We start from the raw sequence: 9,558 nt of genomic DNA, 5'->3' as shown, positions 1-9,558 counted from the left end.
TTGCTTTGCTTTGCTTTGCTTTGGATCTTGATCTTGATCTTGATCTAGGCGCCCCGTTAAACCACGCTGGCCGAACGCAGGCATTGCGCAGTGGGCATCCCGGCATGGATGCCGGGATAGCCGCGCTGGGCCATGGATGGCCCTTCGCGGCGGCCCACGGAGCAATGCCTGCGTTCGGGCATGCCGAGCCTAGGCGAGGCACCGAGTGGTGGGGCAAGAGCGTTTTGCTTACTTTTGCGCTTTTCAAAAGTAAGCCGCTGTAAGAGCGGAACCATAAGTAGCCGTTACACAAAAAACGGATATACACGCATAGCAAGCCGAAAAACCGGGAACCCCATGGAAGTCACCCAAGTCCTGAACCCACATCAACCCGTCCCGGCACTTCCGTCCGAAGGGTTGATCGCCGTGATCGCCCCCGCCGGCCCCGCCCCCCTGGACACGGAAAAAGCCATCCAATGGATGCGCGCCCGAGGTCATGAGCTCCGGATCTTCCCAGGCGTCTACGAAAAGAACGACTACCTGGCCGGCAGCGACGAAGTACGACTCAACGACCTGCACAGCGCCTTCGCCGACCCAGAAGTCAACGCGATCATCTGCCTGCGCGGCGGCTACGGCACACCACGCCTGCTGGACCGCATCGACTTCGACCTCCTGCGCCGCAACCCCAAGCCATTCGTAGGCTACAGCGACATCACCGCCCTGCACCTGGCCATCAGCCGCTACGCAGGCTTCGTGACCTTCCACGGCCCGCTGCTCAACGCCGATCTGCTGGGCGACAAGGAACCCCCGACCGTCACCTCGTTTTTCAGCCTGCTGCGTGGACAGTTGAAGGCCGGCAGCGAGCTGAACCACCCCGCAGCCTACCCATTGACCACCGTCGAGCCAGGCATCGCCCACGGACGTCTGCTGGGCGGCAACCTGTCGATGATTGCCGCGACCATGGGCACGCCTTTTCAGATCGACGCCGAAGGGGTGATCCTGTTCATCGAAGACGTCAACGAGCCGCTGTATCGCATCGACCGATTGCTGACTCAACTGCGATTGGCCGGCACGTTGCACCAGCTACGCGGCGTTTTGGTGGGGGATGTGGCCGGGGTCGACGTCGAGGCGTTGAACCGCTTGCTCAAGCAGACCTTCGAGCCGTTGCGTATCCCGGTGCTGTCCGGCTGGCGCAGCGGGCACTGCGATCCGAACCTGACCTTGCCCATGGGGGCCTTGGTGACGCTCGATGCGGAGGAGAAGAGGTTAGTGCTGGAGCAGGATGTGGTAGTCAGTCGCTAGTCATGTAGCGCCTGGGAGTCAGCTATCGCGAGCAAGCTCGCGATAGCGGTAGCCGCCATACGGCAATTCAGCGGCTACGCAATGCCTCCAGCAACTGCTGCGTCGGATACCCATCCGCTGGCCAGCCGAACGACTGCTGGGCACTGCGGATGGCCTTGCGGGTGTTGGCGCCGATGATACCGTCGGGGTTGCCCGCGTCGTAGTTGTGCTTGCTCAGCAGTGTCTGCAATTCGATGCGTTCGCTGCGGCTCAGGGGCAGGTCCTCCTTGGGCCACTGGCCATAGACCAGTCCGCCGTCGGTAAAGCGCTTTGACAACAACCCGACCGCCAAGGCATAGGACGACGAGTTGTTGTACTTGAGGATGGCGCGGAAGTTATCGAAGATCAGGAACGCCGGGCCGCGATGGCCGGCCGGCAGGAGCAGAGACGCCGAGAGCTGTTTGTCATCCGGGGTTATTGGCAGGCGGCCATATTCTGAAACTCCCAGTCGCTCCCATTCAGCAACAGGCTTGCGGATCGTGCCATCGGCCAGGGTGTAGTCGAAGCCCTCTGGGAGATCGACCTCGAACCCCCATGGCTGGCCACGCTGCCAGCCGGAGCTTTGCAGGTAATGGGCGGTCGAGGCCAGGGCGTCGGTGGAGCTGCCCCAGATGTCGCGGCGACCGTCGCCATCGAAATCCACTGCATGGGTGTTGTACGTGGTGGGAATGAACTGGGTCTGGCCCATGGCGCCGGCCCAGGAACCGAGCATTTTTTCCGGTGTGATATCGCCCTGTTGCAGGATTTGCAGCGCGGCGATCAGTTGCGCATGGGCAAAACCCGGGCGTCGTCCTTCGTAGGCCAAGGTCGCCAGGGAATTGATCACCGACTTGCTACCCTGGAACTGGCCGAAGTTGCTCTCCATGCCCCACACCGCCACCAGCGCCTCGCGATCAACGCCATAACGCTGCTCGATACTTTGCAGGACCTGGGCGTTCTGCTGGATCAGGCTCTTGCCTTTGTTGACCCGCAGTGGCGATAGCGCGCCATCGAGGTATTCCCACACGGGACGGGTGAATTCCGGCTGGCTGCGATCGGCCTTGATCACGCTCATGTCCGGGCTGACGCCGACAAACGCACGATCGAACAGGTCGCCACGGATCCCGGCGGCCAGTGCCTCCTTGCGAAACCCTGCTTGCCATTGCGCGAAGGTCTGGGTGGGCGCAATGGCCAGGTCTTCACCGGTCGGCACCAGGGGCGGGACGATGGCCGGAGCGGTCACGGCGGGGGCTGTCTGGAGCGGTTGGGCGTCGGCGGCAGTAGGTTTTTCGGCGCAGGCGACAAGCAGGGCAACGCTGGCGGCAACAATCATCTGGCGCAGTGGCCAACGATGGGAAAGACAGAAGGGCATGCACGGGTCCAGAAATACAAATCAGGTGCTGACCTTATCATGCGAAAGGGGTGTAGGGCTTGTCCGGGTGTTTCAAGCTGCCACAAAGCAAGAAGCCTCCCAGTTGTCAGACTGGAAGGCTTCGCGGCGGTAGCTGCCTTTGCCCTTGGCGGGTCGTTCCTGGCGGCTGCGGAACAGGGGCTGGGCGACGATGGATTTGGCCTTGTTGGGGCCATGCCTGGATGGCTTTTTGCTCATGATGGTGTCTCTCGTGGGGTGGTTTTGCGGGGCAAATCATGGGGCAGAGTTGGCGGGCTGTCCAGTCCCTGCATGCAGTAGGAAGTTTCGCCTCAGGTGGCGGATTTGGGGGAGACAGCTTTTGTGTGGCGAGGGAGCTTGCTCCCGCTGGGCTGCGAAGCAGACCCGAAAAACAGGGCCGCTTCGCGCCCCAGCGGGAGCAAGCTCCCTCGCCACAGAAAGCCCTCTGGCCTGAGTGTGTTTACTCGGCAGGCAGGGGCAATCGTTGACCGGCCATCAACAGCGACAAGCGACTGAGGCTCATCCACGGTGAGCCGGCGGCCTGGCCCTTGATCTGCGCGTCGATGCGCTGGGCTTCGAGGAGCAATTGCGCCCAGCGTGGTGCCGAGTAGCGTTGCAGGGCCTTGCTCATCAGCGGTTTGCGTTTGTCCCACACCGGTGGGCGGGCCTGGCTGAAGGCTTTGTCCAGTGGGACGCCCTGGCTGTATTGCAGGGACAGGTTGGCCAGCAGGCGTAATTCCCGGGCCAGGGCCCAGAGGATCACCGGCGGCTCGACGCCTTCGCCCCGCAGGCCTTCGAGCATGCGCAGGGCATGGGCGGCCTCACCGTTGAGGATCGCATCGGTCAGCCCGAAGACATCGAAGCGCGCACTGTCGGCCACGGCAGCCTGCACCGTTTCCACGGTGATCTGCCCGCCTTCGGCCATCAGCTTGAGCTTTTCGATTTCCTGGGCGGCGGCCAGCAGGTTGCCTTCGACCCGGGCGGCGATCAGTTCCACCGCGTCCTGGCTGGCCGAGAGGCCGGCCTGGGACAGGCGCTGGCGGATCCAGCTGGGCAACTGGCTGACGTCCACCGGCCAGATCTGCACGAACTGGGTTTGCGGGCCTTCGACCAAGGCCTTGCCCCATTTGGTCTTCTGCGCGCTGCCATCGAGTTTCGGCAAGCTGATGAGCAGCACGGTGTCCTCGGCCGGGCGAGAGCAATATTCGATCAGCGCAGCGGCGCCTTTGTCACCGGGTTTGCCAGACGGCAAACGCAGCTCCAGTAGGCGTTTTTCGGCGAACAACGACATGCTCGCCCCGGCCTGCAGCAGCGTGCCCCAGTCGAAACTGGCGTCGGCGGCAAATACCTGGCGCTCGTCGAAACCTTGCTGGCGTGCAGCGGCGCGGATGGCGTCGGCGGCTTCCTGGCACAGTAGTGGGTCATCGCCACTGATGATGTAGACCGGCGCGAGGGCGCCTTGCAGGTGTTTGCCGAGTTGGGCGGGAGCGAGCTTCATAAGAGAAGGCGAGCGGGGCGCCGGAGCGCCCCACAAGGCTTATTCAGCCGGGATCTGCATCGGCGACTGTTGCGGGGTTTCCGCTTCCGCCTTGCGTGCCGCTTCCAGCGCATCGGCTTCGGCCTTGGCACGGGCGTTGGCGGTCTGTTGCAGTTGCTCCAGCTGGGCCGGGCTCAGCTGTTGCAGGCGCAGCATCATGCGTTGCACGAGGTCACGACGCATTTCATCGCGCACTTCGCTCGACTCCTGGTCGGAACCGGTGATGTTGTTGCCATCGTGCAGGTAGACCTTCTGCACCTGCAGCTTGTCGTCCAGCAGTACCAGGTCGTTCTGGCCGCGGATCTCATAGCTCAGTACGTTGTTCAGTTCGTACTCTGCGGAACGACCGGCACCGGCATAGCTCAGGCTGCGCTGGCTCTGCTGTTCACGGGCCAGTACCAGCTTGTACGGGGCCCCGCTGTAGACTTTCACGCCACTGTTTTCCAGGGTGTCGCGCAGCAGTTTCACGGTGTCGCCATAGGCGTCCCGTGCGCTGAGGTCCAGTTCCGTGATGGCCAGCTCGGTGGTGCCGGTGCCGCGCAGTTGGAAGCCGCAGGCGCTCAACAGGACCGCCAGGCCCACTACCAGCAGATTACGTTTGATCATCTTGTTGCTCCCCTTGAACCCTATGGGGGTCGACCATGCGACCCCGCAGGTTGTATTCGGCGCCAGGCTTGAGCCTCGCGCCCGATCCAATTAGCTTGCGACGATGTTGACCAGCTTGCCGGGCACGACGATCACTTTGCGAATGGTCAGGCCATCGACGAAGCGCAGCACGTTTTCATTGGCCCGCGCGGCGGCTTCAACTTCTTCGCGCGTTGCCGCAGCCGGCATTTCGATCTGGCCGCGCAGCTTGCCGTTGACCTGGATAACCAGGGTCAGGCTGTCCTGCACCAGCGCGGTTTCGTCCACCACCGGCCAGCGTGCATCAATCACCGGGTCGGCGTGACCCAGTTGATTCCACAGCTCGTGGCTGATGTGTGGGGTGATCGGCGCGAGCAGCAACGTCACGGCTTCCAGGCCTTCGTGAACCAGTGCGCGATCCTGCTCGGTGCCTTGCGCGGCTTTTTCCAGCACGTTCATCAGCGTCATCACCTGGGCGATGGCGGTGTTGAATTTGTGGTTCTGGCCGACGTCATGGCTGGCCTGCTTGATGGCCAGGTGAATCGAGCGACGGACGGCTTTCTGCTCGTCGTTCAGGCTGGCGACGGCCAGTTTGCCCGGCAGGCCCTGGGTGACGTGGGCTTGGGCCAGGCGCCAGACGCGCTTGAGGAAGCGGTGCGAGCCCTCGACGCCCGAGTCGGACCATTCCGCGCTCATGTCTGGTGGCGAGGCGAACATCATGAACAGGCGGCAGGTGTCCGCGCCGAACTGGTCGATCATCGACTGTGGGTCGACGCCGTTGTTCTTCGACTTGGCCATTTTCTCGGTGCCGCCGATTTCCACCGGCAGGCCGTCGGCGATCAGCTTGGCGCTGATGACCTTGGCCTTGCTGTCGCGTTCGAGCTCGACGTCGCTCGGGTTGAACCAGGTGTAGGCACCGTTGGCTTCGCGACGATAGTAAGTCTCGGCGATCACCATGCCTTGGGTCAGCAGGTTCTTGAACGGCTCGTTGGAGCTCACCAGGCCTTCGTCACGCATCAGCTTGTGGAAGAAGCGTGCGTAGAGCAGGTGGAGAATGGCGTGTTCGATGCCGCCGATGTACTGGTCCACTGGCAACCAGTGGTCGGCCGCGGATTTTTCCACCAGGCCGCCCTCATAGTGCGGCGAGGCGTAGCGCGCGTAATACCAGGAGGACTCGACGAAGGTGTCCATGGTGTCGGTTTCGCGCTTGGCCGGTGCACCGCATTTCGGGCAGTTGCACTCGTAGAACTCGGGCATGCGCGCCAGGGGCGAACCGGCGCCGTCGGGTACGACGTCTTCCGGCAGGACCACGGGCAGTTGGTCTTCCGGCACCGGTACGTCGCCGCAGGTGTCGCAGTGCACGATCGGGATCGGGCAGCCCCAGTAGCGCTGGCGGCTGATGCCCCAGTCCCGCAGGCGGAATTGGGTGCGCGAGGCGCCGAGGTTCTTCTTGATCAGGGCGACTTCGATGGCATCGAATGCGCCCGCGAAGTCCAGGCCGTTGAACTCGCCGGAGTTGATCAGTTCGCCGTGTTCGCCATAGGCGTCCTGCCAAGGTGCGGGAGTCTGGTCGCCGGCGCTGGTGCGCACCACCGGTTTGACCGGCAGGTTGTACTTGTGGGCGAATTCGAAATCACGCTCGTCGTGGGCCGGCACGGCCATCACCGCGCCGTCGCCGTAGTGCATCAACACGTAGTTGGCGACCCACACCGGCAGCTTCTCGCCAGTGAGCGGGTGCTCGACGAACAACGACGTTGCCAGGCCTTTCTTCTCTTGAGTGGCGACATCGGCTTCGGCGACGCTGCCGCCCTTGCATTCGGCGATGAACGCCTGCAGCTCAGGGTTGTTCCGGGCCGCCAGGGTGGCCAGCGGATGCTCGGCGGCCACGGCCACATACGTGGCACCCATCAAGGTGTCCGGGCGGGTGGTGAAGACTTTCAGGGTGCCGGCTTCGCCAATGGAGGCGACGTCGTAGGGGAACTGCACTTCCATGCCCCGGGACTTGCCGATCCAGTTGCGCTGCATGGTCTTGACCTGCTCGGGCCAACCGGTCAGCTCGTCGAGACTCTCCAGGAGCTCATCCGCGTAGGCGGTGATCTTGAAGTAGTACATCGGGATTTCGCGCTTTTCGATCAGTGCGCCGGAGCGCCAGCCGCGACCGTCGATCACTTGTTCGTTGGCCAGGACGGTCTGGTCCACCGGGTCCCAGTTCACGGTGCCGTTCTTGCGGTAGATCACGCCTTTTTCGAACAGGCGGGTGAACAGCCATTGTTCCCAGCGGTAGTAGTCGGGCTTGCAGGTGGTGACCTCGCGGGACCAATCCACCGCCAGGCCCAGGCTACGCAGCTGGGTCTTCATGTAGGCGATGTTTTCGTAGGTCCACTTGGCGGGGGCCACGTTGTTCTTCATCGCGGCGTTTTCCGCCGGCATGCCGAAGGCGTCCCAACCCATGGGTTGCAGGACGTTCTTGCCTTGCATGCGCTGGTAGCGGGAGATCACGTCGCCGATGGTGTAGTTGCGCACGTGCCCCATGTGTAGCTTGCCGCTGGGGTAAGGGAACATCGACAGGCAGTAGTAAGTCTCCTTGCCTGGCTGTTCACTGACTTCAAAGGACTTTTGCTCGTCCCAGAACGACTGGGCGGCGGCTTCGATTTCACGGGGCTGGTAGTGTTCGTGCATGGCTACTTTTGTACTGAATGGGGTGGCCCAATCCTCTTCGTTGCCATGCTGGACGCAGACGACGCCGAATGCGGCGTTTTCGATGCCCAGCCAAGCTGGAAGTGGAGTTACAGGAAGCGCCGTAGCATACATGACCGCACTCTGCCGAGGGAAACCCTGATTGCTGCCGAACCACCGCCGAGCCATTGCCGATCATCGGCGATGACCCGTGTTCAGGGCCGTTGGTCGCGGCGCACTGCCGGTTTGCCCAGCGAAGCTAAGCTTCTCAATGGGGAGTGAGTCTTATCTTCAATGAGGTGAGGGATGGTTGAATCACAACGAAAAGTCGCTACACCTGAGTTGTACGAAAAACTGATCGATCGTCTCGGGGTGGCCCTGGACGCTGCAAGAACCGCCGGTCGCTTGCGTGATGAGCGCCCGGTAGAGCTGGAACTGCGAGGCTTGAGCCCCGCAGAGTTCGAACTGGTCAAGGCTTACCTTGAACAGGCCGGACATAACCCCCCCACCAGTGGGGCCCAGGTACTCAAGCGTCTCGAAGCGCCCCGTTCGGCCAAGGTTGTGTGGCTCAAGGACCGGACGCCTGATAAGGATGCAGTAAAGATCCGGTCGCTGCAGTTCAAGTAAAGCCGGATTCACGCGTGTCGCTTTTTTTGGTTCAAGGCTTTTTCGAATCTGTTGTCGCTTTGCGTCAACCCCCTTAGGCTTCGGGCATCTATGGAGATGCCCGATGCCCTTTCGCTATTTCATCAAACAACTTCTATTGCCGCCCGGCATTCTTCTGCTGCTGTTGGCGCTCGCCTGGTGGTGGCGCCATTCTCGGCCGCGCCTGGCCCGCCTGTGTTTCGCCGTGGGCCTGGGCGGTTTCTGGTTGATGAGCCTGCCGGTGGTGGTGCAGTGGAGCGCCAAGGCATTGGAGCGTGAGCCGCCGCTGCTGCGCAGTGAATGGGCGACCCTGGCCCAGCGTGCCGACGCCATCGTGGTGCTGGGTTCCGGTCGCGAGCGCGGTGACCTGGCCTGGGGTTCCGACCAGCCCACCGGTGTCGGCCTCGAACGCCAGCGTTATGCGGCGCGACTGGCCAAGGCGTCGGGCTTGCCCGTGCTGACCACTGGCGGCTTGCACTACGGCACCCCGCCCAGCGAGGCCAAGTTGATGGCCGACTCGATGCTGGAGGATTTTGGCGTCAACGTGCGTTGGCAGGAAGGACGTAGCCGCACCACCTGGGAAAACGCCCAGATGAGCGCCGAGATCCTGTTGCCGGAAGGCATCAAACGGGTTGTGGTGGTGACCCAGGCGTGGCACATGCCGCGGGCGGTCTGGAGTTTCGAGCGGTCAGGATTTGAAGTGGTGCCGGCGCCTGTCGGCTTCCTGGGCCCGGACAACGCCCGGCCACTGGGTGGCTGGATGCCGGAGTTCAAGTCGATCTGGCAGTCCGGGCAGTTGATGAATGAGGCGATGGGGTTGTTGGGGTATTGGTTGTTCTATCGCTGAGCATACGAAATGTGTGGGCCGAACATGGTTGTGGCGAGGGAGCTTGCTCCCGCTGGGCCGCGAAGCGGTCCCCCTAAAAACAGGGCCTGCTTCGCAGTCCAGCGGGAGCAAGCTCCCTCGCCACAAGAGCTCAATGGTCTTCCAGAGTGGGTAGTCGCCTGCCTTGTGCAGACATCCAATGCATGGGTGTTCGCCAATGTCATGGGCTAGCGAGCTTCTGTGGCGAGGGAGCTTGCTCCCGCTCGGCTGCGCAGCAGACGCCACTGTCGCCGGGCTGGAACATCTTCAGTGGTTGGGAAAAACGGAGCGGCTGCGCCACCCAGCGGGAGCAAGCTCCCTCGCCACAAGGGGTGCCAGAGGCCTTAAACGGTCTTGGCCATCCGGCTCGCCATCAACGCCCAGCCCAACAGCGACAGGCACAAAATGATCAGCGGCCATGAGCGCCATTGCAGGTACGGCGTCAGGTCGTGCATCGGCACCACTTCGCCGTACAGGATGCCACGCTCGAATTGCGGGATCTGTGCGGTGATCTGGCCGAAC

The 9,558-nt window shown here is 62.7% G+C and carries 9 protein-coding genes and 1 pseudogene; 4 read left to right on the top strand and 6 right to left on the bottom strand.

Annotated features, from left to right (window positions below; genetic code table 11):
* Together BM300_RS31225 and BM300_RS29580 are read left to right on the top strand one after the other, a co-directional pair.
* A partial coding sequence (locus tag BM300_RS31225) for a hypothetical protein (RefSeq protein WP_092464693.1) occupies window positions 1-263 on the top strand: 263 nt, incomplete at its 5' end.
* 73 nt (window positions 264-336) lie between these two features.
* On the top strand, window positions 337-1,281 hold the full coding sequence (locus BM300_RS29580) for a S66 peptidase family protein (RefSeq protein WP_092464691.1): 945 nt from the start codon (window positions 337-339) through the stop codon (window positions 1,279-1,281).
* Window positions 1,282-1,348: 67 nt separating this feature from the next.
* Here BM300_RS29580 and BM300_RS29575 read toward each other — a convergent pair whose 3' ends face one another.
* The 5 genes from BM300_RS29575 to leuS form a co-directional block, all read right to left on the bottom strand.
* Window positions 1,349-2,671 (bottom strand): lytic murein transglycosylase, encoded by a 1,323-nt coding sequence (locus BM300_RS29575; RefSeq protein ID WP_092464689.1) that lies wholly within the window; start codon window positions 2,669-2,671, stop codon window positions 1,349-1,351.
* 72 nt (window positions 2,672-2,743) lie between these two features.
* Entirely contained in the window at window positions 2,744-2,908 is a 165-nt protein-coding gene (arfA, locus tag BM300_RS29570; RefSeq protein WP_063324234.1) for an alternative ribosome rescue factor ArfA, read from the bottom strand.
* Window positions 2,909-3,149: 241 nt separating this feature from the next.
* Window positions 3,150-4,187 (bottom strand): DNA polymerase III subunit delta, encoded by a 1,038-nt coding sequence (gene holA / locus BM300_RS29565; RefSeq protein ID WP_072345408.1) that lies wholly within the window; start codon window positions 4,185-4,187, stop codon window positions 3,150-3,152.
* A gap of 39 nt (window positions 4,188-4,226) precedes the next feature.
* A complete protein-coding gene (gene lptE, locus BM300_RS29560) occupies window positions 4,227-4,832 on the bottom strand; it encodes an LPS-assembly lipoprotein LptE (protein ID WP_063324236.1) in 606 nt (201 codons plus the stop codon).
* A gap of 90 nt (window positions 4,833-4,922) precedes the next feature.
* Window positions 4,923-7,529 carry a leucine--tRNA ligase gene (gene leuS, locus BM300_RS29555; protein ID WP_092149991.1) on the bottom strand — a complete coding sequence of 869 codons (2,607 nt, stop codon included), beginning with the start codon at window positions 7,527-7,529 and terminating at the stop codon, window positions 4,923-4,925.
* Window positions 7,530-7,832: 303 nt separating this feature from the next.
* Here leuS and BM300_RS29550 point away from each other — a divergent pair, with 303 nt between their 5' ends.
* Window positions 7,833-8,153 carry a hypothetical protein gene (locus BM300_RS29550; protein WP_063324238.1) on the top strand — a complete coding sequence of 107 codons (321 nt, stop codon included), beginning with the start codon at window positions 7,833-7,835 and terminating at the stop codon, window positions 8,151-8,153.
* A 103-nt stretch (window positions 8,154-8,256) separates the two neighbouring features.
* On the top strand, window positions 8,257-9,018 hold the full coding sequence (locus tag BM300_RS29545) for a YdcF family protein (protein WP_092149981.1): 762 nt from the start codon (window positions 8,257-8,259) through the stop codon (window positions 9,016-9,018).
* Between the two features lie 362 nt (window positions 9,019-9,380).
* Here the strand turns inward: BM300_RS29545 and BM300_RS30905 are convergent.
* Window positions 9,381-9,558: pseudogene (locus tag BM300_RS30905) on the bottom strand (apolipoprotein N-acyltransferase); the annotation flags it as partial.

The sequence above is a fragment of the Pseudomonas sp. NFACC46-3 genome, assembly GCF_900114515.1.
Taxonomy (GTDB): Bacteria; Pseudomonadota; Gammaproteobacteria; order Pseudomonadales; family Pseudomonadaceae; genus Aquipseudomonas; species Aquipseudomonas fluorescens_Q.
Note: the sequence above shows the minus strand (reverse complement) of the source record. Positions and strands in the feature narration are given on the sequence as shown.